This is a genomic window from Pseudanabaenaceae cyanobacterium SKYG29 (assembly GCA_025055675.1).
Lineage (GTDB): Bacteria > Cyanobacteriota > Cyanobacteriia > Pseudanabaenales > Pseudanabaenaceae > M5B4.
Genome location: JANWWT010000004.1, coordinates 60,275 through 82,202, shown reverse-complemented (window position 1 = coordinate 82,202; position 21,928 = coordinate 60,275). Strand labels below are relative to the sequence as shown.

General features: G+C 48.8%; 26 protein-coding genes. 14 read left to right on the top strand and 12 right to left on the bottom strand.

The genetic code is table 11. The features are described from left to right. Positions 1–196: 196 nt before the first annotated feature. Positions 197–2,806, top strand: a complete 2,610-nt coding sequence (topA, locus tag NZM01_07915) for a type I DNA topoisomerase (GenBank protein MCS6959960.1) — start codon at positions 197–199, stop codon at positions 2,804–2,806. Between the two features lie 32 nt (positions 2,807–2,838). Further along, positions 2,839–3,408: a peptide deformylase gene (gene def / locus NZM01_07910; GenBank protein MCS6959959.1), complete on the top strand. Its 570-nt coding sequence runs from the start codon at positions 2,839–2,841 to the stop codon at positions 3,406–3,408. On the opposite strand, the gene NZM01_07905 is transcribed toward def, so the two are convergent. Then, positions 3,405–3,680 (bottom strand): hypothetical protein, encoded by a 276-nt coding sequence (locus NZM01_07905; protein MCS6959958.1) that lies wholly within the window; start codon positions 3,678–3,680, stop codon positions 3,405–3,407. The two genes, def and NZM01_07905, sit on opposite strands and share 4 nt — an antisense overlap. 157 nt (positions 3,681–3,837) lie before the next feature. Here NZM01_07905 and NZM01_07900 point away from each other — a divergent pair, with 157 nt between their 5' ends. After that, positions 3,838–5,307, top strand: a complete 1,470-nt coding sequence (locus NZM01_07900; protein ID MCS6959957.1) for a PP2C family protein-serine/threonine phosphatase — start codon at positions 3,838–3,840, stop codon at positions 5,305–5,307. Between the two features lie 2 nt (positions 5,308–5,309). Here the strand turns inward: NZM01_07900 and NZM01_07895 are convergent, their stop codons facing one another. Next, complete coding sequence (locus NZM01_07895; protein MCS6959956.1) at positions 5,310–5,936, bottom strand: COP23 domain-containing protein; 627 nt, start codon at positions 5,934–5,936, stop codon at positions 5,310–5,312. Positions 5,937–6,055: 119 nt separating this feature from the next. Here NZM01_07895 and hemH point away from each other — a divergent pair, with 119 nt between their 5' ends. The 4 genes from hemH to tmk all read left to right on the top strand — a co-directional run bounded on the left by hemH (position 6,056) and on the right by tmk (position 10,060). Next, a complete protein-coding gene (gene hemH / locus NZM01_07890; GenBank protein MCS6959955.1) occupies positions 6,056–7,066 on the top strand; it encodes a ferrochelatase in 1,011 nt (336 codons plus the stop codon). Positions 7,067–7,139: 73 nt separating this feature from the next. Beyond that, positions 7,140–8,951 (top strand): AarF/ABC1/UbiB kinase family protein, encoded by a 1,812-nt coding sequence (locus NZM01_07885; GenBank protein ID MCS6959954.1) that lies wholly within the window; start codon positions 7,140–7,142, stop codon positions 8,949–8,951. Beyond that, on the top strand, positions 8,935–9,444 hold the full coding sequence (gene pgsA / locus NZM01_07880; protein ID MCS6959953.1) for a CDP-diacylglycerol--glycerol-3-phosphate 3-phosphatidyltransferase: 510 nt from the start codon (positions 8,935–8,937) through the stop codon (positions 9,442–9,444). The genes NZM01_07885 and pgsA overlap by 17 nt, the downstream gene beginning before the upstream one ends. After that, positions 9,425–10,060: a dTMP kinase gene (tmk, locus tag NZM01_07875; protein MCS6959952.1), complete on the top strand. Its 636-nt coding sequence runs from the start codon at positions 9,425–9,427 to the stop codon at positions 10,058–10,060. The genes pgsA and tmk overlap by 20 nt, the downstream gene beginning before the upstream one ends. Positions 10,061–10,074: 14 nt before the next feature. Here the strand turns inward: tmk and petD are convergent, their stop codons facing one another. From petD to NZM01_07860, 3 genes are all read right to left on the bottom strand, one after another. Further along, on the bottom strand, positions 10,075–10,560 hold the full coding sequence (gene petD, locus NZM01_07870) for a cytochrome b6-f complex subunit IV (protein ID MCS6959951.1): 486 nt from the start codon (positions 10,558–10,560) through the stop codon (positions 10,075–10,077). A 14-nt stretch (positions 10,561–10,574) separates the two neighbouring features. Further along, positions 10,575–11,222, bottom strand: coding sequence for a cytochrome b6 (locus NZM01_07865; GenBank protein ID MCS6959950.1), 648 nt, complete (start codon positions 11,220–11,222; stop codon positions 10,575–10,577). Between the two features lie 130 nt (positions 11,223–11,352). Further along, a complete protein-coding gene (locus NZM01_07860) occupies positions 11,353–13,524 on the bottom strand; it encodes a transglycosylase domain-containing protein (GenBank protein MCS6959949.1) in 2,172 nt (723 codons plus the stop codon). Between the two features lie 145 nt (positions 13,525–13,669). Between NZM01_07860 and NZM01_07855 the strand changes: the two genes are divergently transcribed. Together NZM01_07855 and NZM01_07850 are read left to right on the top strand one after the other, a co-directional pair. Then, positions 13,670–13,888 (top strand): DUF4327 family protein, encoded by a 219-nt coding sequence (locus tag NZM01_07855; protein MCS6959948.1) that lies wholly within the window; start codon positions 13,670–13,672, stop codon positions 13,886–13,888. A gap of 121 nt (positions 13,889–14,009) precedes the next feature. Further along, a complete protein-coding gene (locus NZM01_07850; protein MCS6959947.1) occupies positions 14,010–14,822 on the top strand; it encodes a cyanophycinase in 813 nt (270 codons plus the stop codon). On the opposite strand, the gene NZM01_07845 is transcribed toward NZM01_07850, so the two are convergent. The 4 genes from NZM01_07845 to psbE are packed head-to-tail and all read right to left on the bottom strand — an operon-like array spanning position 14,819 to position 15,473. Beyond that, a complete protein-coding gene (locus NZM01_07845; GenBank protein MCS6959946.1) occupies positions 14,819–14,938 on the bottom strand; it encodes a photosystem II reaction center protein J in 120 nt (39 codons plus the stop codon). The two genes, NZM01_07850 and NZM01_07845, sit on opposite strands and share 4 nt — an antisense overlap. Before the next feature lie 15 nt (positions 14,939–14,953). Beyond that, positions 14,954–15,070 carry a photosystem II reaction center protein L gene (locus tag NZM01_07840; GenBank protein MCS6959945.1) on the bottom strand — a complete coding sequence of 39 codons (117 nt, stop codon included), beginning with the start codon at positions 15,068–15,070 and terminating at the stop codon, positions 14,954–14,956. Positions 15,071–15,082: 12 nt separating this feature from the next. Beyond that, on the bottom strand, positions 15,083–15,217 hold the full coding sequence (psbF, locus tag NZM01_07835; protein ID MCS6959944.1) for a cytochrome b559 subunit beta: 135 nt from the start codon (positions 15,215–15,217) through the stop codon (positions 15,083–15,085). Positions 15,218–15,227: 10 nt separating this feature from the next. After that, positions 15,228–15,473: a cytochrome b559 subunit alpha gene (gene psbE / locus NZM01_07830; protein MCS6959943.1), complete on the bottom strand. Its 246-nt coding sequence runs from the start codon at positions 15,471–15,473 to the stop codon at positions 15,228–15,230. A 144-nt stretch (positions 15,474–15,617) separates the two neighbouring features. On the opposite strand from psbE, the gene ilvN reads away from it, so the two are divergent. After that, positions 15,618–16,124, top strand: coding sequence for an acetolactate synthase small subunit (gene ilvN, locus NZM01_07825; protein MCS6959942.1), 507 nt, complete (start codon positions 15,618–15,620; stop codon positions 16,122–16,124). On the opposite strand, the gene NZM01_07820 is transcribed toward ilvN, so the two are convergent. Together NZM01_07820 and NZM01_07815 are read right to left on the bottom strand one after the other, a co-directional pair. Next, positions 16,111–16,545 (bottom strand): hypothetical protein, encoded by a 435-nt coding sequence (locus tag NZM01_07820; GenBank protein MCS6959941.1) that lies wholly within the window; start codon positions 16,543–16,545, stop codon positions 16,111–16,113. The two genes, ilvN and NZM01_07820, sit on opposite strands and share 14 nt — an antisense overlap. Positions 16,546–16,552: 7 nt before the next feature. Continuing rightward, the gene (locus NZM01_07815) at positions 16,553–17,041 is read right to left on the bottom strand and encodes a hypothetical protein (protein ID MCS6959940.1); all 489 of its coding nucleotides are present in this window, start codon (positions 17,039–17,041) and stop codon (positions 16,553–16,555) included. 73 nt (positions 17,042–17,114) lie between these two features. Here NZM01_07815 and NZM01_07810 point away from each other — a divergent pair, with 73 nt between their 5' ends. Genes NZM01_07810 through uvrC form a run of 4 tightly spaced genes read left to right on the top strand, consistent with a single transcriptional unit; the run spans position 17,115 to position 20,867 of the window. Next, a complete protein-coding gene (locus NZM01_07810; protein ID MCS6959939.1) occupies positions 17,115–18,242 on the top strand; it encodes an anhydro-N-acetylmuramic acid kinase in 1,128 nt (375 codons plus the stop codon). Next, positions 18,226–18,393, top strand: a complete 168-nt coding sequence (locus NZM01_07805) for a hypothetical protein (protein MCS6959938.1) — start codon at positions 18,226–18,228, stop codon at positions 18,391–18,393. Before NZM01_07810 ends, NZM01_07805 begins: the two co-directional genes overlap by 17 nt. Beyond that, positions 18,390–19,019, top strand: coding sequence for a hypothetical protein (locus NZM01_07800; protein ID MCS6959937.1), 630 nt, complete (start codon positions 18,390–18,392; stop codon positions 19,017–19,019). The genes NZM01_07805 and NZM01_07800 overlap by 4 nt, the downstream gene beginning before the upstream one ends. Positions 19,020–19,022: 3 nt before the next feature. Next, positions 19,023–20,867, top strand: coding sequence for an excinuclease ABC subunit UvrC (uvrC, locus tag NZM01_07795; protein ID MCS6959936.1), 1,845 nt, complete (start codon positions 19,023–19,025; stop codon positions 20,865–20,867). 55 nt (positions 20,868–20,922) lie between these two features. Here the strand turns inward: uvrC and NZM01_07790 are convergent, their stop codons facing one another. Further along, the gene (locus tag NZM01_07790; GenBank protein ID MCS6959935.1) at positions 20,923–21,900 is read right to left on the bottom strand and encodes a FecR domain-containing protein; all 978 of its coding nucleotides are present in this window, start codon (positions 21,898–21,900) and stop codon (positions 20,923–20,925) included. Positions 21,901–21,928 lie beyond the last annotated feature (28 nt).

Here is a 21,928-nt window from a genome sequence, read left to right as displayed (position 1 = left end):
ATTAAATATTATTAAATACAAATCCTATAGATTTTATTCTAGGAAGTATAGCTAGTTTTATAAGTAAAAATCTGGATTTTAGTTTTTGTGTTTATTGGAACTGGTGGGCCTGTGGGTTAGAGAGGAAACGATCGGCTCTGAAGTGGCAGGGCAGTTAAATATATGCTATACAGGGAGTTGCGTCTGTGTTACTGCTATGTCTACCCTGGTTATTGTCGAATCCCCAACCAAAGCCCGTACTATCCGCAATTTCTTGCCCAGTAACTACAGGGTGCAGGCATCGATGGGACATGTGCGGGACTTACCCCAGTCTGCCAAGGAGATTCCCCCTGCCTACAAGTCCTATGACTGGGCAAACCTGGGTGTGAATGTGGAGGCGGATTTTGAACCTCTTTATGTGGTGCCAGCGGATAAGAAGAAGGTGGTAAGAGAGCTGCAGCAGGAACTAAAAAATGCCACGGAGTTAATTCTGGCAACGGACGAAGACCGTGAGGGGGAGAGTATTTCCTGGCATCTATTGCAGGTGCTGCAACCAAAAGTTCCCACTAAACGGATGGTGTTTCACGAAATTACGGCGGAAGCTATCCAAAAAGCCTTGCAAAATTGCCGTGATATTGATGAACAGTTGGTCAGGGCGCAGGAAACTAGGCGCATCCTCGATCGTTTGGTTGGCTACACTCTCTCCCCTCTGCTCTGGAAAAAGTTAGCCTGGGGTTTGTCAGCAGGGCGGGTGCAATCTGTAGCGGTGCGGTTGATTGTAGATAGGGAACGGGAACGGCGTGCCTTCCGCTCGGCTACCTACTGGGACTTAAAAGCAATTTTGTATGCTCCCAAGTTGGAATTTCCTGCCCAGCTGGTGAGCTTGGGGGGTAAGAATTTAGCTAGTGGCAAGGATTTTGATGACCGCACAGGACAACTGCTACCTGGTCGGGATGTGGTTTTGTTGGACCAGGCGCAGGCAGAGGCCCTCTGTGTCCGATTACGGGAGCAACCATGGACAGTTACCGATCGGGAAGAACGACCTCTAACGCGCAAACCTGCGCCCCCCTTCACTACTTCTACCTTGCAACAGGAAGCCAACCGCAAATTACGGTTTAGTGCCAAGGAGACAATGCGCATTGCCCAGGCGCTCTACGAACAGGGCTATATTACCTACATGCGTACTGATTCTGTGCACCTGTCTGACCAAGCGATTACGGCGGCAAGGGAATGCGTCGCGAGGATGTATGGGCAAGAATACCTCAGTCCTAAGCCCAGACAGTACACAACAAAAACCAAGAATGCCCAGGAAGCCCACGAAGCGATCCGCCCCGCTGGTTCTAGCTTTAGAACGCCCCAAGAGACAGGGTTAACGGGCAAAGAATTACAGCTGTATGACTTGATTTGGAAACGGACAGTGGCTTGTCAAATGGCTGATGCCCGCCAGACAATGACAACTATCACGATCGGTGTGGCAGATGCTGTCTTCAAAGCCTCTGGCAAGCGGATTGATTTCCCTGGATTTCTGCGCGCCTATGTGGAGGGTTCCGATGACCCCACTGCTGCCCTAGAAGACCAAGAAATATTACTGCCCCTGGTGCAAGTGGGTGACCAGTTGGAGTTACGTCACCTAGAACCAGTCAAGCACGAAACTCAACCGCCCCCCCGCTACACAGAAGCATCTTTGGTAAAGACCTTGGAAGCTGAGGGAATTGGCAGACCCAGTACCTACGCCACTATTATTGACAAAATCTGTGGTGAACGGGGCTACGTGCAAATTATCAACAATGCCCTAGTGCCGACATTTACTGCCTTTGCTGTGACGGAACTGTTAGAAAAACATTTTCCCCATCTGGTTGACACCTCCTTTACTTCTAAGATGGAACAAACCCTGGATGACATTGCTACAGGCAGTATTGATTGGTTGCCCTATCTGCGGGAGTTTTACAGTGGTGAAGAGGGATTGGAAAAACAGGTAAAAGAAAAGGAAGAACAGATCGACCCCGAAACAGCAAAAACGATCGAGCTAGAGGGTTTAGGGGATGTCAAGATTAAGATTGGCAAGTTTGGTCCCTATATCCAGGTAGGGGATGTGTCGGCTTCTCTGCCCCCCGATGTCACTCCCGCTGACCTTGACCAAAATAAGATTGAGACCTTACTCAAACAAAAGCTGGAAGGTCCGGACCAAATCGGTGTTCATCCTGAAACGGGGGAGCCAATCTTTTTGCTCGTAGGTCGCTACGGACCCTATGTGCAGTTGGGCAAAGCGGCAGAAGGGCAGCCCCTACCCAAGCGGGCAAGTTTACCAAAGGGTGTGCAGCCAGAGGAAGTTACACTGCAAATGGCGCTCGATTTGTTGCGTCTCCCCCGATACCTGGGCGACCATCCTGACACAGGTAAACCAATTATTGCCAACAACGGTAGATTTGGTCCCTTTATTGTCCATGACCAAGGCAAAGTCAAGGACTATCGCTCCCTCAAAGCCCCTGATGACCCCTACACCATCACCCTAGAACGAGCGTTGGAGTTACTTGCCCAACCCAAAGCCACTCGATCGCGGAACAGCAAACTAATTCGCGTTCTAGGAGAGCACCCAGCCGATGGCAGCCCGATCGAACTGCTGGAAGGCAATTACGGTCCCTACATCAGGTATGAAGCCACTAATGTAGCTATCCCCAAGGATATGGATATAGAGAGGGTGACATTGACAGAAGCTCTGGAACTACTGGGGGACAAAGCTCCCGCTAAGAAAAAAACAGCCGCTGCCCCCAAAACCACTAGCAAAAAAACTAGCACTCGATCGAAGTCCAAGGTGGCAAGCAAGTAAAATAGAAGCAACTTGTTAAACAAACGATCGTTATGGTTGCTACTATTCCTGTTGTTTCTAAAGAAAAGTTGAAGAATCCTCCCCTACAGGTGCACAAACTGGGGGACAAAGTACTACGGCAGCCTGCCAAACGTATTAGCAAAATCACCGATGAAATTCGGGACCTAGCCCACAAGATGTTGCAAACAATGTATAGCTACGATGGCATTGGCTTAGCTGCAACCCAGGTAGGGGTACAAAAGCAATTGATTGTGATTGATATTCACCCCGACCAGCCCGAAGCCCAGCCCCTAGTATTGGTCAACCCGGAAATTACGGAACGGGGCGGCGAACTCTGCAGTGGCGAAGAAGGTTGCTTGAGCGTGCCCCAGGTGTTTATGGATGTAGTCCGTCCCGATCGAGTTACTGTTGTCTTCCGTGATTTAGAGGGTCGCCCCCAAAAGCTCACCGCGGAAGGATTATTAGCTAGGGTGATTCAGCATGAGATGGACCACCTCAACGGCATCATGTTCGTCGATCGGGTACAAAACGCCATTGCCCTCAGTCAGAATTTAACCAAGCAGGGCTTTTCCCTAAAAGATGTCCGACCCATCAGAAATTAGCGTTGACGGCGGAGCATCAACTCATCTTCCAGGGCAGCAATGCGGTTATAGGCAACGGTGAGTTGATTAGTCAGGCGGCGAATCTGCCATTCCAAAGCCACGTTAGACCGATCGGAGCTGAGGACTAGGTTAGATCGCTGCTCGTCAGGCAAAATATCCTTGTGCAACTCTAGCGGACGGGGGTTGACCCTTTGCAGTAACAGTTCCACCATGTGGCGTAAATGTCTAACCTCCTCCTGCAGTAATGCGATTTGCGCCTTCAATTCTTCCATAGCACACCTTCCCCAATTTGATTCTAATTTTTATAGCCAGTGAGGAATCACTTGTCCTTAATGCAGAAAAATTTAATTTTTAGGAAATTTTCAGGAAATTTTAACCGTGGGAGAACTGTGAGGGTTAATCTGAGAGAAGGTTCACTTACTTACTTCTGTGAAGATATTAGGCAAAAGCTGGCATAGGGAAGAACCAGAATGGTGGGCGGAATTTCTGCAACAGTGGAACTACATTGTCTACTTGCGGGTACGGAAAGTAGCCTGGGTAACTTCTATTTACCCCATTTTGGCATTGCCTATACTGTGGACAGTGAGGCTGACTTCTAATTCCTCCCATTCCCTAGTGTTGCCTATCTGCCTGACCAGTGTGCTTGGGGGCATGGCGGTCATATCTGCTTATACCTTATTTACTAGCCAGCCTTTATCTGACACACGATGCCTAACTAAGAGGCACAGAACAGCAATTATTACCTACACCGCCTGCTTTCTCGTGCACATCCATTTGATTATGATAATTATGTGGTTAATTGCTGGTGTAGTAACACAATACTTAATCGGTTTTATAGTTTACTGTGTCTTCTTTTTTCGTCCTAGCAGAATCGGCTATATCACCTATGCACTCTCTATCCTGTCATTTTTTCTCTGCGTCAATACTTTACCATTTCCTGTTATTTATACCCGTGTAGAACACTTAAGTGCTACCTATCTATCAGGTATATTGTCCTTCTGGTTCGGGATAGTGGTTTCTGATAGCTTATTCCAGGCTAGGATCAGGGAGTTTCTTAACCAACGCACGATTGAAAAACAAACCATCAGTTTAACTAAAGCCTACAATGATATTCATGAATTAAACGAGAAACTACGGGCAGAAAATTTTCGCATGAACTACGAGCTAAGTATAGCTAGACATATTCAAGAGATGATATTACCTGAACAATGTGAGCTAGACGAAATTGAGTTTTTAGAGGTAGCCGCTTTAATGTCGCCGGCAACAGAAGTGGGAGGAGATTATTTTGATGTGTTGGTGGATAATGACACCCATAGAGCCACGATCGCTATTGGGGATGTGACAGGGCATGGCTTGGAGAGTGGTATTTTTACGGTCATGTTACAGGCAGCGGTGGGATTGATCCACAATTGCCACGAATACTCCCCAAAAGAAGTGCTGAATACATTAAATAAGTTACTCTATCACAACGCCAAGCGGATGCAATCAGATAAATGCGTCACTTTTGTATTACTACAATACGATCGGGGTAAAGTAAAAATTTGTGGTCAGCATGAGACAATTATCCTAGTCCGCCACACAGGTAAGCTGGAAATAATTGATACAGCCCCCCTGGGATTTATGCTGGGTTTAGAACCCAATATTTCCCCTTTTGTGCAGGAGAAAGAAATATATTTGGACAGGGGGGATGGGCTGGTGCTCTACACCGATGGCATTGTCGAGGCTATGAATAGTGAGCAGGAAACTTACGGCATCGATCGGTTAGAGGCGGCAATTGTGGCTAACTACAACCGCTCGGCAAAGGAAATCAGGGAAGCCATAGCAGAAGATGTAATGAACTTTATTGGCGTTGCCCCTATTGATGATGACATTACCCTACTAGTGATCAAACAAATTTAGGGTCAAAAATTAGTTCTAGTACCGCCATCGGCAGGGGCAAGAAATGGTTTCAGTTTAATCCCTGGTTGTCTAAGCCGCCATAAATCGCCGAAACGAAAACTCTGATGGGCAAAAGTGTTTACAGGGGCAGTTACTTGTCCCTGTTCTGCCGAGACCAGATTGGCAAATACTCTATCTCTGGTAAGCAGCGGGTCTTGTCCAGGGGGTACAGTAAAGACAATGCGACAGGTGGGGACACGATCGGTGGTAGCGCACACCGTGTTGTAGCCATTTTCCCTGCCAATGCGTAGTTCGTCTAAACCATCGGGGCGATAGGACTCCAATCTACGGGCAATCTCCTGGCAACGGCGTTCGGCAGACCAACCTCCCCCCAACGTGCGGGGAGCAGCCCAGGGAAACGATCGATTGGGGTCACTCTCAGGGCGATAGGACACCACAAGTTGACCGTTGCGCAACTCACAGATAAATCGTTCCCCCGTAGTTGTACCAGTCGTTGCAGGTTCTGGCGGGGGAGTAGGAATTGTTACAGGGGGTACAGAATTGGGGAGCGGTGGCTCGATCGGGATTACCTCTTGTGCCATAGCAGAACCACCCATCACTGTCAACGCCAAAATCAGCGCATACTGCATAACTCAAATCTTCCCTAAAGCTGAACCTAGAGACGAGTAGGGCAGAAAAATTGTTGCCTGCCCCACCTTGGGCTATCATAGAATTTACATTTATTGATAAAAACTTTTAGGATAACTTTATGGCAGGTAAACTCGGCGTATTATTACTGAATCTGGGTGGACCAGACAGACTAGAGGATGTCTACCTCTTTTTGTTCAACTTGTTTGCTGACCCCGACCTGATTCGCCTGCCTTTTCCCTTCTTGCAAAAGCCGATCGCTGCTCTCATTGCTGCTACCCGTACTCCCTTCTCCCAGGAAAACTATCGTGCCATTGGTGGTGGTTCGCCCCTGCGTCAAATTACGGAGCAACAAGCCCAAGCCTTGCAAAACGTGCTGCAGGAAAAAGGTGTAGAAGCCAAAACCTATGTGGCAATGCGCTACTGGCACCCTTTTGCTAAAGATACCCTCACTCAGATTAAAAAAGATGGGATTACCAAGTTAGTTGTCTTACCCCTCTATCCCCAATTTTCTATCAGTACCACAGGCTCCAGCTTAAAAGAAATTGACCAACTGTGGGCACAAGACCCGGACCTGCAGAAGATTGAGCGAATAACAATTAAGTCCTGGTACGATCGTCCTGGCTACATTCGGGCCATGGCGGAGTTGATTGATAGGGAATTAGGGAAAGCACCAAACCCCGACAACAGTTATATCTTTTTCAGTGCCCACGGGGTGCCTGTCAAGTATGTAGAAAAATTTGGTGACCCCTATCAAATTGAGATGGAAAACTGTGTGGATTTAATCATGCAGTGCCTGCGCCGTGAGTTCCATCGCTATAACCCCCACATCCTAGCCTATCAAAGTCGGGTTGGTCCTGTGGAGTGGTTGCAACCCTACACAGAAGAAGCTATCAAGCGCCTAGCCCGCCGTGGTATCCAACGTCTAGTAGTCGTCCCCATCAGTTTTGTCTCTGAGCACATCGAAACCCTAGAAGAGATTGACATTGAGTATCGGGAAGTGGCAGAAGTAGCGGGGATTCATCACTTCGATCGAGTACCAGCCCTCAATCTGCATCCCACCTTTATCAACGACCTAGCCAGTCTTGTTCTGGAAGCAGCCCAGGTGGAGCCAGTACCATCCCTTGCCTGAGGTTATTTCCAGGGGTACAAATATATGGGGGAGCAAATTGTTAAAATTACCTTAAATCTATCCTGGGAACCCCGTGAAGATTACTGAGCTACTGCGTTACGATGCTGAGGTTATCGCCCAATATTATCGTTCCCGCTGGTTACAGGTGGGGAGTAGGTATTTAGCTATTTTTGTGCCCATTTTTGGGTTTATTTTTAAGTTGTGGTGTCTCAGTAAACTGGGTAGGGATATAAAAAATGACAAGGAACTGGCAGTAGAATTGCGAGAACTGCTGACAAAACTGGGACCAGCCTTCATTAAAATTGGGCAAGCACTCTCGACTAGACCTGATATTGTGCCTCCCGTCTATTTAGAGGAATTAGCGCAGTTACAGGACCGTTTGCCGTCTTTTCCCAACGAGATTGCCTTTCAGTTTATCCGCGAAGAATTAGGAGCAGACCCCCACACAATTTATGCCGAAATTTCTGACCAACCGATCGCTGCCGCCTCCCTGGGGCAGGTATACAAAGGCAGACTTCAAACAGGAGAAGCGGTGGCAATTAAGGTACAACGCCCCGGCATTGTGGAACAGATTGCCCTCGATGTATTTATTTTGCGGGGATTGGCAGTATGGATGATGCGTACCTTTTGGTTTATCCGCAGTGACCTACGGGCGATCTTAGATGAGTTTGCCAGCCGCATTTTTGAGGAAATGGATTACACCTGCGAAGCGGCAAATGCGGAAAAATTTGCTGAATACTATGGCGATTTACCTGGTATCTATGTCCCCAAAATTTATTGGCAATATACCGCCAAACGAGTGTTAACCATGGAGTGGATTGAGGGGACAAAGCTGACAGAAATTCAGCGCCTACAGGAACAGGGATTTGATGGTCGCAAAATAATTGAGGTGGGTGTCCAATGTTCTCTCCGGCAATTGTTAGACCAGGGGTTCTTCCATGCTGATCCCCATCCTGGCAATTTGTTGGTGATGGCAGATGGCAGGCTAGCTTACTTGGATTTCGGCATGATGAGCCATGTCTCCAGGGAACAGCGCTATGGCTTGATCGAAGCAATCGTGCATTTGGTCAACCGTGATTATGAAGCTCTTTCCCGTGACTACGTGCGCTTGGGCTTCTTAAAACCAGAGACGAATTTAGAGAAAATCACTCCTGCTCTGGAGCAGGTATTCACCACTTCTTTGCGGGGCAGTGTGACTGAGTTGGACTTCAAGGGATTAACGGATCAACTGTCAGCCATCATGTATGATTACCCTTTCCGGGTGCCTGCTTACTATGCTCTGATTATTCGCTCGTTGGTGACCCTGGAAGGCATAGCTTTAGGGGTTGACCCTAACTTTAAGGTGATGAGTGTAGCCTATCCCTACGTGGCTAATCGTCTGCTCACTGAACCCACCCCTGAACTGCACCATGCCCTACGGGATGTTTTGATTAAAGATGGCTCTTTCCGCTGGCATCGTCTGCATAATCTCCTCAAAAATGCCCAAGCTAACCAGGACTACAACTTCGAGAGAGCTGTTAACCATATTGCTGATTTTTTGTTTTCGGAAGAGGGATTTTATCTGCGGGAAAAGTTGGTGGAGGAACTAGCTAATTCCCTCGATCATCTCCTCCGTCAAAATGGACAAACCCCTGCTAAATTGTGGGAGCTGTGGGACATAATCCGATCGGAAAACCTGCTCCCTACCCAACAGTTAATCCCCATCGCGGGTCAAATTCTCAGCCGTCCTGAATTCTATCAATTGGGTGGTCAGGTGGTGGCGCAGGTGTCCCAAAGGGCGATCGCGCGGTGGATTCAAGAATGGGTATTGCAGGAAGAAGAAAATTCCCCTAAGCTAACGGGCACTCCTTCTCTTTATCGCACTGTCAATGGTAAAACTTGGTAGTCCTGCCCTCACTTTAGCTAACGCGGTTACGTTGTCACGGCTGTTGGTGGTGCCTTTCATTTTGGCACTATTGACCTGGGAAGATAGTATTGCCACTCGATCGTGGTGTGCTGCCTTGGTAGGGGTGGCGGGAATTACGGATTGGTTGGATGGTTATGTGGCAAGGAAATGGCAGCAAGAATCAGAACTGGGCAAAATTCTTGACCCCCTGGTGGATAAGTTAGTTGTATTTGCCCCCCTGTTGATGTTAGTAGAATTGGGAGAAATTCCTGCTTGGGGAGTATACATAATTTTGGCGCGGGAATTTTTAATCACTCTATGGCGCGCACCTAAACAATCGGGGGCAAATCTGTGGGGTAAGGTTAAAACTACCAGTCAGATCATTGCCATTTTACTTCTGTTGTTGCGGGTTCCCTACGCTCTTTGGAGCTTTTGGTTAGCGGTGGTTTTAACAGTTATTTCGGGCATTACTTATGTCTTCCCTGTTCATTAGCTTTGAGGGGGGGGAAGGGGCTGGTAAATCTACCCAGGCGAAATTCCTAGCTGAGTTTTGGCAAGCCCAGGGATATAGGGTTGTCCTCACACGGGAGCCAGGGGGTACAAACTTAGGCTTAACAATTCGCCAATTATTTTTACAGGGAGAGGCAATTACCCCCGTAACGGAACTGTATTTGCTGTTAGCCGATCGTTCCCACCATGTCAGTCACTTAATTCGCCCGGCGCTGGCAGAGGGCAAGATTGTTATTACCGATCGCTTTTCTGATTCTACGATTGCCTATCAAGGGTTTGGTCATGGGATCGATTGCCATTTGATTGATAACTTGAACAGGATAGCTACAGGGGGATTAGTTCCCCACTTGACCTTTTGGCTGGATGTTGACCCCCAAGTGGGTTTAGCCAGAGCAAAACAGAAGCATCGCACCGATCGCATGGAAAAATTTAATCTGGAATTTCATCAAAGGGTGAGGGATGGATTCCAATATGTTTGGCAAAGAGAGACCGATCGGGTCAAGCGCATCGATGCCAATTTAGCGCCTGAGGTAGTCAGGCAAACAATTGTTGCAGTAGTCAAAAAATATCCCCTGCCCCCAGTTGAGCAGAGGAAATGAGCAGGATGAGACGACTAGAATAAACCAAGAGTGAGAGATTTATCGATCGGTAGCGTCGCCCCATAGCCTAGGTAGATGGTAAAGAGAGTGCCAAACAAGAATACGGCGGTTGCCAGGGGACGGCGGAAGGGATTTTGGAACTTGTTGACGTTTTCAATAAAGGGCACCAGCATCAATCCCAAAGGAATGGAACCCATGAGGGCAATCCCCAAAAGCTTGTTGGGGACAACCCGTAAAATTTGAAACACAGGATAGAGGAACCACTCTGGCAAAATTTCCAAGGGCGTGGCAAAGGGGTCAGCGGGTTCGCCAATGGGAGTAGGGTCAAGCACAGCCAAACCTACACAGAGAGCGATCGTGCCCAGAATGCACACAGGAAAGATATAGAGCAGGTCGTTGGGCCAAGCGGGTTCGCCGTAGTAGTTATGCCCCATGCCCTTTTCCAACTTCGCCCGCAGGACGGGATTATTGAGGTCAGGTAACTTTTGAATCTTAGACATGACTTTCTCTCAACTTACAGTGGACCAGAAATACCTTGTTTGCGAATCATGAGGAAGTGTAGCAGCATGAAGACTGCCATCAACCAGGGCAACACAAAAGTATGCAGACTGTAGAAACGAGTCAACGTACCTTGCCCCACGCTCACACCGCCGCGAATCAGTTCCACCAAGGCGGGACCAACCACAGGGATAGCTTCCGGTACCCCAGACACGATCTTCACCGCCCAGTAACCCACCTGGTCCCAGGGCAAAGAGTAACCAGTGACACCAAAGGACACCGTAATCACTGCCATCACTACCCCCGTTACCCAAGTCAGTTCGCGGGGCTTTTTGAACCCACCCGTGAGATAAACCCGGAAAATGTGCAAAATCATCATCAAGACCATCATGCTTGCCGACCAGCGATGTATCGATCGGATGAGCCAACCAAAGTTAACCTCGGTCATGATGTAGCGGACAGAGTCAAAGGCTTCTGTGACCGTCGGTTTGTAGTAAAAGGTCATAGCAAAGCCCGTGGCAAACTGAATTAAAAAACAAGTGAGGGTAATGCCACCCAAACAATAAAAAATGTTAACGTGGGGGGGGACGTACTTACTAGTAACATCCTCTACCACCGCGTCCAGTTCCAGACGCTCATTAAACCATTCGTAGACCTTACTCATGTATTTGTAACCAATGATTGCCGTGGGGTTAACCGTAAAGTTATTTTAACCTTGACCCATCATACACCAGAAAATCTACGGTATTGCTTAACAAAACTTAGAATTACTAAGAGTATAGTGAGAGATACCCTTAAAGAACCTTAGCCATGTATTCGCCCCACAGTTGGGCAGCAAGGCTGCTACTGCCGTTGGTAACACCTTCATCGTTGCCTAGCCACACTGCAGTGAGGATATGCCGATCGGGGACAATACCAATAAACCACAAATCCCGGCTGTCATCTGTGGTACCCGTTTTGCCAATCACTTGCCCTTGGGGGATAGCAGCGGCTCTGCCCGTACCTTGACTGACCACCAGGGCCATCATCTGGTGCAAAATGTCCACTGTAGCGGTAGATAGAACAGCACTACCCCCAGTCTCAGCTTCGTAGATGAGGCGACAGGTAGAAATCTGCTTGCGGTCTTGACAGTCAGCGCTGTCCCAAATTTTCACGATCCCATGCACTGGTAGGTACTTGCCCCCCCGATCGACTGTGGCATAGGCAGCCGCCATCTCCGGCATAGTGACTTCATATCCACCTAGAACCATATTGCCGTCGGGTTGCAGAGGACTGCGAATTCCCATCTGGCGAGCCAGCTTGACTACTCTATCTAAGCCAATGCTTTCCCCTACTCTGATAGCTACTACATTTTCTGACAGAGCAAAGGCAGTGTACATATCTAGTCCCCCTGCCCCACTGCGACAGCCACTCACCCCCCCCAAAGGACTGCAGTCAAAGGTTTGGCTGGGACTAATGCCTCCCTCTAAGGCAGCGGCATAGGCAAACAACTTAAATGTAGAACCCGGCTGGCGCTGGGCATGGCTAGCACGGTTGAATTGGCTTTGGCGGAAGTCTACTCCCCCTGTCATAGCCAGGATCGACCCCTTGGTGGTATCGATCGTCAATATCGCCCCCTGGGAGAAGTTGTAGGCAGGACCAGCCAGTGCCACGAATTCCTGCAATGACCGATCGGCTTCCCGCTGCCAAGCAAGGTTCAGGTCGGTAGCCACAATTAAATTTCCTTCCCTAGCAAAGTTCTCCCCTAACAGTTCCGTTAATTCCTCCATGATGTAGCCGTAGAAATAGGGAGCCAAGGTCCCCTGGGAATTCTTCAGAGATTCAGTATTTAGTTTCAAGACCGACCGCCGTGCCCGTTCTGCCTCCTCTGCCTTGACCAATTTAGCATTTGCCAGGCGTTGCAAAACCCGATCGCGGTACTCCAAAGCTAGTTGCTTGTTGCGAAAAGGATTAATCCGTTCAGGCGCAGGCAGAATCCCCGCCAGGGTAGCCGCTTCGCTGAGAGACAGTTGACTGGGTTCCTTACCAAAATAAAACAGGGCGGCATCGCGGAAGCCGTAGACCCCATAGCCCAAGTAGACACGGTTGAGGTAGAAAGTCAAAATCTCCCGTTTGGAGTAAGTAGCAGTGATTTTGAGCGCCGCCACCATTTCCCGCCACTTGCGCCCTGGGCTGTCTCCTGTCCCCACATAGCTACGCAGGGTATTCCGTGCCAGCTGCTGGGTGATGGTACTAGCTCCCTCCCGCAGTTGCCTGGTGCGCACATTAGTCACCACAGCGCGGGCAATCCCGATCGGGTCAATACCAATATTCCAGTAAAAAGTGCGGTCTTCCGAGATGACTACCGCCTTGGGCAACAGCTCCCCAAAGTCCTCTAGGCGCTCTAGTTCTGTGTGGGGTATGCGATCGGCAGGACTAATAGAAGTACCATCCCCGGCTAAAACCTCGATCGGTCCCTGCTCCACTGGCGGCAAGGGCTTAACGGAGAACTTCTGCCACTCCCAGGCAATTGCCAACACCAGCCCCAGGAATAAAACCAATACACCTTTGCCTAACCAACCCAGCAATTGCACATACCAAGGGGGTGGGTCAATAAAGCGCAGGGTAATCGCTTCTTTTAGTTCAGGGGGACCGAGACTGATGCGGGTATTGTGGCGCAGGGGCGCAGATTTAATTCGTTGTCGTCCTAATCCCTTCTGACGATAGATGCCATTAGTAGAATCCTGGTCCCGAATGTAAAACCGATCGGACTGGCGGCGGTCACGCACTAACTCCGCGTGGACTTGGCTAATCAAGGGGGTCACCAGCACAATGTCACATTCCTTGGGGTTACGACCAATCACGTAGCGGTCCGCCACGAGGGCGTAGATTTCCCGCTGCCCGCCCCGCCATACCTCTAACTTCGGTACCCGTACCCTCGGCTTTACCTTAAAATAGCCAATTACCTGCGTCAGAACCTTAGCCATAGTCTTAGCATAACCTCCCCTAGGGAGTACTAGCCCCTACCATAATTAAATTTTGTGACCCTTCTGCCCAAATGACCCGATCGGATGTATAATCTTATACAGCGATAGTACCTAAAGGGGTTTTACCCAATAACGGTAAATTTTTATGGCTACTAAAACTTTAACAATCGATGCCATTCGCGAAGAGGTTCTGCGGCTTATAGCAAAGGGCTTAGTTACTCGCAATCAGCCTATCCATGTCCTCAGTAAATTTTATCCCGATCGGGAATGGCTCATGATAGAAAAAGAGTTAGAAATCAACCAATACTTGCTGCGGGATCGGATTTCTGACTTGGTGGGCAGAGAGGAATGGAGTTGGGACTAAGTCACTGGTGCCCTATGAACCAAAGCTCCCCCAAAATCTGCTAGTATGTCGGTCGATGAGGAGGTCGGCGAGCTACCTCAAGCCGCTCCCGCGTCCCAGAACTTAAGTTATCCTAGAGAGCATGACCGAACCTAGCAAGCCCGCCGTTATCGTCATTGGGGGTGGCGAAGACAAAATTAACGAACGCAAGGTACTGAGATTGTTTGTATCCTATGCGGGTGCCAGTAGTGCTCGCATCGCCATTATCCCCTGTGCCTCCCGTGAACCCCACATAATTGGCAAAATCTACACCGACATCTTCCAGGAGCTAGGGGCAGAGTATGTAGAAGTCCTAGATATACGGGATCGCGACCATGCCCAGGACCCCGCCGTGCTAGATGGCTTTAACAGCGTTTTCCTCACCGGGGGCGACCAAGTCCGCCTATGCAATCTGATAGGTGATACTCCCCTTGCCTACCAAATTCGCGATCGGGTGCACAAGGGCAAACTTACCCTAGCAGGAACAAGTGCGGGGGCAGCGGTTATGGGACATCACATGATTGCCAGTGGCATTAGTGGTGAACCCCCCCACAAAGAGATGGTCTGTATGGGGATTGGTCTGGGCATCCTGCCGGGGATCGTTATTGACCAACACTTCCAAAACCGCAATCGCATGGCTAGACTGATTACTGCCATAGCCGCCCACCCCGATCGGCTAGGGATCGGCATTGATGAAGATACAGCGGCAATTTTTGCCTATGAAAATAGTGAAATTGTAGACGTACAGGGGAGCGGTACTGTGACAATCATCGACCCCCAGGACGTGACTTACACCAACCAGCACTTTATCAGCGGCACTGCCCCCCTCGCCATCCACAACCTGAGGGTACATATTCTCTGTAGTGGGGGGAAATACCACCTGACTAAACGTATCCCCCTCACCCCTAAAATTTAGGTACTGGAACCTAAGCCCACATAGGAGCCATAAAAGAACAGACCCATCACTGCAATCACAGACAGACCCGCGACTGTCGCCACAATCCAGAGGGGAATGCGTCCATTTTGTAACATCATCCGTCTTTCCTCCTAGTTAAAGAAATAGCTAGAGAACAGCAAGACCGTCACCAAAATCAACAACAACCCTAAAAACAGGGAAGTGCGATTTAATTCCACGGGTTGCGTATTGGGATTCTTGGGTGCCATAGGGATACCTACCTAACGAGAAATGAACTGCATAGCGGAAATTGCCCCGATGAAGAAGACAGTGGGTACAGCCAGGGCATGTACAGCCAGCCAGCGGACTGTGAACACGGGGTATTGGACGGGTTGATTAGGATTTTGGGTTGCCATATTTTCCTCCTTACTTTTGCAACTTCGGTAACTCTTTAGCGACATCAAAACGCTCTTGAATCACAGGAGCAGTTTGGCGAGTATCGGTATAGTATTCATTGGGACGGGGGGTGCCAAACACATCGTAAGCCAGACCAGTGCTGACAAACAGCCACCCCGCTAAAAATAGGGCAGGGATAGTAAAAGCATGAATGACCCAATACCGCACACTAGTGATAATGTCGGCAAAGGGACGTTCACCCGTAGTTCCAGCCATAAAATTCCTCTCTTAAGTTTGGTTTATCAATACTAATTATGTTAACGCAAGAAGTACTAAACCTGTAGGGACGAAAATTTAGTCACAACTAGATGTTTAGCCTTAAAATCAGCCTAGTTTATTTTGCAGAGCGACAGTCGGTCAATGAAGCACACGATTTCCGTGGTGGTAGAAGATGAGGCGGGGGTACTTATGCGCATTGCTAACCTCTTTGCCCGCCGGGGGTTCAATATCGAAAGTCTGGCAGTGGGGGCAGCGGAGCAAAATGGCTGTTCCCGCATTACCATGGTGGTACCCGGAGATGACCATGTAATTGAACAGATCATCAAACAACTGAACAAGTTAGTCAATGTGATCACGGTGCGGGACTTAACTAGCGTTCCCTGCGTGGAACGGGAGTTGATGCTGATTAAAATTAATGCTGGCCCCAGTGCCCGCTCCGAAGCCCTAGAAATTGCCCAGATTTTCCGTGCCCGCGTTGTCGATGTGTCTGACGATGCCCTGATGCTGGAAGTGGTGGGCGACCCGGGCAAAATAGCGGCGATCGTAAAGATGTTGCAAAAATTCGGTATCCGCGAGATTGCTCGCACGGGCAAGATTTCCTTGGTGCGGGAATCAGGTATAAATACGGAGTTGCTTAAGGCTTCTTGATTACTAAATCAAAGAGGGGTTCCCGCTGCAGACAGAGCCAGTGGCAGGTAAATAGGTCAGGTTCCTGCACCCCCTTGGAGGCAACGGCGGGTTCGCTGGGGTAGGGGATGACCCGATCGAAATAGATCACCCCCTCCGCCAGCCCAAATTGCACCAGGTAGACAGCGGGGGTAGCTTCCAAGTGGCGTATCAACTGCCAGCCGAGACGGAACAGAGGTTGTTTGATAGGATCAGGCAGGGGATAGGGTTGCTCGTAGGTACCATCTTCTCGTTGTATGATAACTTCGCCATAGAGGGGTCCCCTGGCAGTGAGGACGAGGGGCAACCACAAATTTCCCCCCTCTCGGCTCTCCAAATGGCATACTTCCTTAACCCATGCCCGTAGACTGGCAACTGCCTGGCACTTAGTGGCAATATCCATCTGCGGACTAGAAGGTGGGTAGATTGACTAGGGGTAGTTCCAAACGCTTAGGACGAATGTTTTTCGTGAGGTGATAGTTGAGGGTTTGCAACTCCATGTGCAGTTCCCGATTTTCCCGCTGCAGCATTTCCACCTTTGCCTTGATGGGGAGCATCCGTTCCGTAAATTTCTGTTTGTAAATGGCAGGCATTTCTTGCACAATCTTTTCCAAGCGGCGAATGCGCTCGCTCATGTCTTGTATCTGGGCCTTGAGATTGGCAATTTCTTCATCCTTAGCCGCTAGGAGATTCTGGGCAGCCGCTAACTCTGTCTCTAAGGTTTGTATCTGTTCCTGGGCAAGGTCTAATTCCTTGGTCTCCGCCCTTGCCTGGGGCATAAAGGCGACATTCCCCTTCAAAAGGCGGAATAATTCCTCCGACAATTGTTCGATCAGAACATCCCGCTGGGCTAGCTCCTGTTGTAGCCGTTCTACTTCCTGTTGCAGGTTAGTTTCCATAGGTTGTCGCTCACTTGCCTTTCGGGGTAGATATTACCCTAAATTGGTGTCGTTTAGGTTAGTCAAGTCGTAAATGCAAGTGTTGGGGTTAATTAGCGGCACCTCCCTGGACGGGATTGATAGTGCACTCGTAGCTATTTCCGAAGGGGGCGGCAAACTGAACTGGCAGGTAATTAGAGCGGCTACTTTCCCCTATCCTCAACACCTAAGGGAAATGCTGGTGGCAGTGGCAGATGGTAAACCGATAACAGTGGCAGAGTTGGCGGACTTGGACGATCGGGTTGCCCTCGCTTTTAGTCAAGTGGCGCAGGTGTATCTGGAGGCAGGAGAGACGATCGATGTTATTGCCTCCCACGGTCAAACGGTATTTCATCGTCCCCCTAGGGGCAACTTAGGTTACTCGGTGCAGTTGGGGCGGGGGGCGGTAATTGCCCAGCAGACAGGGATTGTCACGGTGGCTGATTTTCGACGGGCGGATATAGAGGCAGGGGGAGAGGGGGCACCCCTAGTACCAATGGTGGACTGGCTGCTGCTCAGGGATACAGCTAAGGACCGCGTTATCCAGAATATTGGTGGTATCAGTAATCTCACCTTTTTGCCCGCTGGTGCCCCAGTAGAGAATGTCATCGGCTTCGACAATGGGCCTGGCAATGTGTTGCTCGATCGGGCAGCTCAATTTCTACTAGGTACTCCCTACGACAGGGATGGGGCAACTGCTAGGGGAGGGCAAATTGATCTAGCTTTGTGTCAGGCTTGGTTGGAGCATCCCTTCTTTTATTTGCCACCACCCAAATCGACGGGACGGGAATTGTTTGACCAAGAGTTTTTGAATAATTGTTGGCAGCAGGCGCAGGCACGGGGGTTGAGCATAGCTGACTTTTTGGCAACACTGACGGAATTGACAGTGCAGGGTATCGTCACCAGTTACCAGCGATTTTTACCCCGCCTTCCCCAGGAGGTATTGGTCTGTGGTGGGGGTAGTCGTAATCTCTATCTGCTGGCGCGGTTATCCCACCTCCTCCATCCTATGGTGGTCACTACTACCGATGTCTATGGCATCCCCTCAGATTATAAAGAAGCAATTGCTTTCGCAGTCTTGGGCTACTGGCGTATGCAGGGGCGGGCAGGCAACTTACCCCAGGTGACAGGGGCAAAACGCTCGGTGGGGTTAGGGGAAATCTACTTTGGTCAGAGAAGCTAAACTCAAAGGCACATCCCAACAACACCAAGCACTGGATGAAGCTATCCTTACTGCACAGCGAGTGTTCGGCAAGCCTAAGAACCAGTTTTTAGCTATCAGCTATCGTCGTAATAGTAATATAGTAATAATTGATGTTGACCTGACCCAATGAATACTAATAAACTCCTACGCGATCGGGATTTTAGCTTTGTTATCTGTCGCAATATAGAGACCTACAATAACCACCATCCCTTTTTTAGTGAATGGCGATCGGCACCATCAGCGATTATTCAATTGGGGAAGAAATGTCTAGAATACGATCGGAATGGGTTAAACATATACTGGGCGACTGACCCTGTAGAGTTTGTAAAATGTAGCGACCTAAAAGGTTTAGCAGAAATTTTCCAAAGGAAGAATCCCCCTGTGATGAATAACTTACTGGGAGCAATCAGAGAAGTAATTACTTACTACTTTAGTCGACGGGGCTGGAAAGCCAATGTCAATGGCGAGATTATTATTACCTTAATAGACCACATTCCCCCTGAGAGTGAACAAATTGTTGATATTTTATTAGAGACTAGTCACAAACTGGGAAAGGAAAAAGAACATGAAACCAACTACGAATTGGGTATTAGCTTCTTACAGATTGGTGACAATGCAGCAACGAGGGAATTTTTAGCTTTCCTGGACGATCGAATTGTAGACCTAGGAGGCAAAGACCTGGTAGATGCGAAACACTGGCGGGTGATGCAGAAAATGAGCCTAGTAGATTTGCTAAAAGATGCAGTCTTAGACTGACCTATGACACCTCTAGTGCAAAACAAAGACAAACTAGAAGAGCGACTAAAAGAAATACCCCCTGAGCCTGGCGTTTACTTCATGCGTGGCAAGGACGATCAGGTACTCTACATTGGCAAATCGAAAAACCTAAGAAATAGAGTAAGGTCATATTTCCGATCGTCTTTGGAACTCTCCCCCCGCATTGCCATGATGGTACAGCTAGTGTGGGAGATTGAATTCATCGTCACAGATACAGAAGCAGAAGCCCTTGCCCTAGAGGATAACCTAATTAAGCAATATCAACCCTACTACAATGTTTTACTAAAAGATGATAAAAAATATCCCTACGTCTGCATTACCTGGTCAGAGGAATATCCCCGCATCTTTATTACTAGAAGAAAGACAGGTAACCCCCGCGATCGTTATTATGGTCCGTACGTAGACAGTTTTGCCCTCAAGCGGACATTATCGATAGTAAAACGGATTTTTCCCTTACGGCAGCGACCCCAACCCCTGTTCAAAGACCGACCCTGCTTAAACTATGATATTGGACTTTGTCCTGGTGTGTGCCAAAAGCTTATTAGTCCAGAAGAGTATCGCCGCACAATGCACAAAGTAGGAATGGTTTTCCAGGGCAGAATCAAAGAGCTGGTTGATAGTTTGACAGAACGGATGGAACAGCACGCCGAGAATCTGGAATTTGAACAGGCAGCGAAAATTCGCGATCAGATTAATACCCTAAAAGCACTGCACAGTGACCAAAAAGTGACCCTACCCGATGACACTATTTCCCGTGATGCTATTGCCCTAGCCCAAGATGAACACCACACCTGTATTCAGTTATTTCAAATTCGTGCAGGGCGTTTAGTTGGTCGTTTAGGTTTTGTAGCTGACAGCCAGAGTGCTGACCCCGCTATGATCTTGCAACGGACATTAGAAGCTCATTACCAAAACTGTGAACCCCAGGAGATACCGACGGAAATTCACACCCAACTAGAACTACCAGAGGGAGAACTACTATCAGCCTGGTTAAGTGAAAGGAAACAAAAGAAGGTCTATCTTTTTACGCCACAAAGGCAACAGAAAGCTGAATTGATTGAAATGGTGGAACGGAACGCCCAGTATGAACTAGCCCGTATTCAGAAACAGAACGATCGGAATTTAGCTAGCCTAGAGGGTTTAACTGAGATACTAGGCTTAGAAGACATCCCCCGCCGCATCGAAGGTTATGACATTTCCCACATTCAAGGTACAGATGTAGTAGCAAGTCAAGTTGTGTTTATCGATGGGTTGCCCGCCAAACAATTCTATCGTCACTACAAAATTCGTCATCCAGAGGTGCAAGCAGGTCATGCGGACGATTTTGCCAGTATGGCAGAAGTAATCAGTAGAAGATTTCATCCCAGCAAACCTCAAGATGACTATCCTGAACTGGTGATGATTGATGGCGGTAAAGGTCAGCTCTCGGCAGTTATGTCTGTTTTACGGAAATATGGTTTAGCAGAAGCTTTTACTGTCATTGGCTTGGCAAAGAAAAGAGAAGAGATTTTTCTACCAGGTAAAAGTGAACCTTTAGTTATCGATCGGGAACATCCAGGGCTGCAACTTTTACGGCGAGTGCGAGATGAAGCCCATCGCTTTGCTGTAAGTTTTCATCGGCAAAAACGCAGTCAGAGAATGCAACAATCCATTCTTGATCAGATTCCTGGCTTGGGGAGACAACGGCAGAAATTACTATTAGAGAAGTTCCACAGCGTCGAGTATTTACGGCAGGCTAGTTTAGAACACATTGCTACCACCCCTGGGATTGGGGAAAAGTTAGCCTACAAAGTTTATAGCTTCTTTCATCCCGACTACGGTGTTTAATTCCCCCTTTTGGGGTAGTGAATACAGACTGGCATAGCGCAACAGAAATATCAAATTATTCAGTGTTTTCACTTGGTTCTGGCAGCTCCAACGGCGGTGGTTCTGGTGCTACAGGCACCTGAACGGGGGGCACCTCTGGCTCTGGGGGAGGTGGTTCATATACTACAGGGGGGGGTGGTGCTGGTTCCGGTGGTGGGGGAGCTACCTGAGGGGGGGGAGCAGCTCTGACAACGGGTTGGGGAGGAGCGTAGTCGTAGTAGGGTTCCTGTTCGTAGGATGTAGGAGGAGGTGAGTAGTAGTAGGAGTCCGATGCTGCTTCTACAAAGGGGGAATCAGGGCGGAAAGTAGGACTTGGCTTGGGCTTGGGGGTAGGTAGGGGAGCATGGAAAACTACTTCCACGGGTAGACGGTCACTGAACTTAAACAATTGTTTAATTTTCTGTAGCCAATACTGACGGTCTTTTGCCTGGAGCTGGTAAATTTTCCAGGGAAGACCCAAAGGGGTAATAGTAACAGCTTCTCCACCTTTGATAACAATCTTGCCTTCCGAGTTGAGAATAAAACTTTCTACTTGGCCGCGCAGAACCACGATTTGACTGCTTTGCCAGGGAGCAGGAGTGGTCTCAACATAAAAAGTAGCATTGGTGGCAGTGACTCGTCCAAATTTGGTGTTAACCTGGAAAAAGTCAGGGCTATCAACAATGATGCTTCCCTGTCTGAGTGCCAAGCTCTGGGCTGATTGTAGTTTTACCTCGGTCTGGCGGGCAAGGCGACTGCGGGTGCGATTGTGGAACTGAATTTGGGCTGTGCCTTGGCTGTCAGTTGTCACGATTTCTCCCGATCGGAGGGCAATCCCTCCTGTAGTTGTCTTAGGGGTTTTGCTGTTGAGGAATAAAACTTGAGTTGCCTGGGACTGTTCTAGGTGGGCAATCGGGCGAGAAATAGGCATTTCATCCTTAAAGGGCTTAGGGGGGTGAGTGAGAACGCACCCACTTAACAATATGACTACACTGAGAGCTACTGCCCGTCCCATGGTCGACATGATTTAACCTGCTTTTATC

Excerpts from the sequence above, each read along its gene's own strand:
- NZM01_07905 (MCS6959958.1), bottom strand. The coding sequence starts at position 3,680 with ATGGAAGAATTGAAGGCGCAAATCGCATTACTGCAGGAGGAGGTTAGA.
- NZM01_07800 (MCS6959937.1), top strand. The coding sequence starts at position 18,390 with ATGAATACTAATAAACTCCTACGCGATCGGGATTTTAGCTTTGTTATC.
- psbF (MCS6959944.1), bottom strand. The coding sequence starts at position 15,217 with ATGGCAACCCAAAATCCTAATCAACCCGTCCAATACCCCGTGTTCACA.
- psbE (MCS6959943.1), bottom strand. The coding sequence starts at position 15,473 with ATGGCTGGAACTACGGGTGAACGTCCCTTTGCCGACATTATCACTAGT.
- petD (MCS6959951.1), bottom strand. The coding sequence starts at position 10,560 with ATGTCTAAGATTCAAAAGTTACCTGACCTCAATAATCCCGTCCTGCGG.
- NZM01_07810 (MCS6959939.1), top strand. The coding sequence starts at position 17,115 with ATGCAAGTGTTGGGGTTAATTAGCGGCACCTCCCTGGACGGGATTGAT.
- NZM01_07860 (MCS6959949.1), bottom strand. The coding sequence starts at position 13,524 with ATGGCTAAGGTTCTGACGCAGGTAATTGGCTATTTTAAGGTAAAGCCG.
- def (MCS6959959.1), top strand. The coding sequence starts at position 2,839 with ATGGTTGCTACTATTCCTGTTGTTTCTAAAGAAAAGTTGAAGAATCCT.
- NZM01_07855 (MCS6959948.1), top strand. The coding sequence starts at position 13,670 with ATGGCTACTAAAACTTTAACAATCGATGCCATTCGCGAAGAGGTTCTG.
- hemH (MCS6959955.1), top strand. The coding sequence starts at position 6,056 with ATGGCAGGTAAACTCGGCGTATTATTACTGAATCTGGGTGGACCAGAC.
- tmk (MCS6959952.1), top strand. The coding sequence starts at position 9,425 with ATGTCTTCCCTGTTCATTAGCTTTGAGGGGGGGGAAGGGGCTGGTAAA.
- NZM01_07865 (MCS6959950.1), bottom strand. The coding sequence starts at position 11,222 with ATGAGTAAGGTCTACGAATGGTTTAATGAGCGTCTGGAACTGGACGCG.
- pgsA (MCS6959953.1), top strand. The coding sequence starts at position 8,935 with ATGGTAAAACTTGGTAGTCCTGCCCTCACTTTAGCTAACGCGGTTACG.
- topA (MCS6959960.1), top strand. The coding sequence starts at position 197 with ATGTCTACCCTGGTTATTGTCGAATCCCCAACCAAAGCCCGTACTATC.
- NZM01_07845 (MCS6959946.1), bottom strand. The coding sequence starts at position 14,938 with ATGTTACAAAATGGACGCATTCCCCTCTGGATTGTGGCGACAGTCGCG.
- ilvN (MCS6959942.1), top strand. The coding sequence starts at position 15,618 with ATGAAGCACACGATTTCCGTGGTGGTAGAAGATGAGGCGGGGGTACTT.
- NZM01_07850 (MCS6959947.1), top strand. The coding sequence starts at position 14,010 with ATGACCGAACCTAGCAAGCCCGCCGTTATCGTCATTGGGGGTGGCGAA.
- NZM01_07895 (MCS6959956.1), bottom strand. The coding sequence starts at position 5,936 with ATGCAGTATGCGCTGATTTTGGCGTTGACAGTGATGGGTGGTTCTGCT.
- NZM01_07820 (MCS6959941.1), bottom strand. The coding sequence starts at position 16,545 with ATGGATATTGCCACTAAGTGCCAGGCAGTTGCCAGTCTACGGGCATGG.
- NZM01_07840 (MCS6959945.1), bottom strand. The coding sequence starts at position 15,070 with ATGGCACCCAAGAATCCCAATACGCAACCCGTGGAATTAAATCGCACT.
- uvrC (MCS6959936.1), top strand. The coding sequence starts at position 19,023 with ATGACACCTCTAGTGCAAAACAAAGACAAACTAGAAGAGCGACTAAAA.
- NZM01_07790 (MCS6959935.1), bottom strand. The coding sequence starts at position 21,900 with ATGGGACGGGCAGTAGCTCTCAGTGTAGTCATATTGTTAAGTGGGTGC.
- NZM01_07815 (MCS6959940.1), bottom strand. The coding sequence starts at position 17,041 with ATGGAAACTAACCTGCAACAGGAAGTAGAACGGCTACAACAGGAGCTA.